Annotated in this window: 1 protein-coding gene; it reads right to left on the bottom strand. The window is 67.7% G+C overall.

The genetic code is table 11. The features are described 5' to 3' along the window. Positions 1–825 (bottom strand): DUF932 domain-containing protein (locus tag HMPREF0591_RS30015; RefSeq protein WP_040624575.1); only part of this gene is annotated, 825 nt, incomplete at its 3' end. Positions 826–854 lie beyond the last annotated feature (29 nt).

The following is an 854-nucleotide window of genomic DNA, read 5'->3' as shown; positions in this document are numbered from 1 at the left end:
GCCGCCGGCGCGCTCACGGCGGTGCCGCCGCGTGGCCGCGGTGCCGGCCGAGTCGACCTCGAGCAACGTGGTGGCGAAGCTGCGCATCTGGTCGGTGTCCATGGGGGCGGCGTAGAGCGCGGCAGCCTCGGCTTCGAACGCTTGGATGTAACGCCAGCTGAGTTTGAGAGCATTGCGGGCTTCTTGGATAGCGAAGCGGGCGCCGCCGGTGTGGGAGATGCCCCAGCTGGATTTGGCGCCAGCGAGTGCGGCGGACTGGGTGTTGGCGCACACGATGCGGACCGGGGTGATCAGGCACCGGAATTTCGAGGAGCCGTCGTGGGAGTTGAGGGCCGCCAGGTAGAAGTCGGTGCGGTCGGTGCTGCCGTCCTTGCCGTCGAAGACCATGGCGGCGGGCAGCTTCATGGTGACGAAGGTTTCGCGTCCGCCGCGCAGCGCGCCGGCGGTCTCAAAGTGCGCGCCGCCGCTTTGGTCGACCAGGGCGTCGAGCAGGTCGCAGGAGGCCTCGTTTTGTACGGGCTCGTACTTGCTGCCGACGACGCCGAGGACATCGAGGCGTCCGTGGATGGGGTTGGTGCGCACGGTCGCGTAGAAGTCCGGCACCGCCAGCGGTGCTGCGGTGGTGACGCCGGTGTCGTCCAGGACGGGTTCCTGGGGCACTTGCAGCGGCATTTTGCGGACGTTCCAGCCGGATAGGTGCGCGGCCTGCAGGGCCTCGCGGGCGGTCATCACGTGGCCGATGGACTGACCCAGGCGGTGCCAGTGGTCGCTGCGGGAGTTGGCGAAAAAGACGTGACCGTTGGTGCTGTCGAGTTCGTGTGCCATGGGAGTTGTTCCTTTCTGGGAAACGGTGT

Origin of the sequence: Mycobacterium parascrofulaceum ATCC BAA-614, from assembly GCF_000164135.1 — a bacterium.
Lineage (GTDB): Bacteria > Actinomycetota > Actinomycetes > Mycobacteriales > Mycobacteriaceae > Mycobacterium > Mycobacterium parascrofulaceum.
Note: the sequence above shows the minus strand (reverse complement) of the source record. Positions and strands in the feature narration are given on the sequence as shown.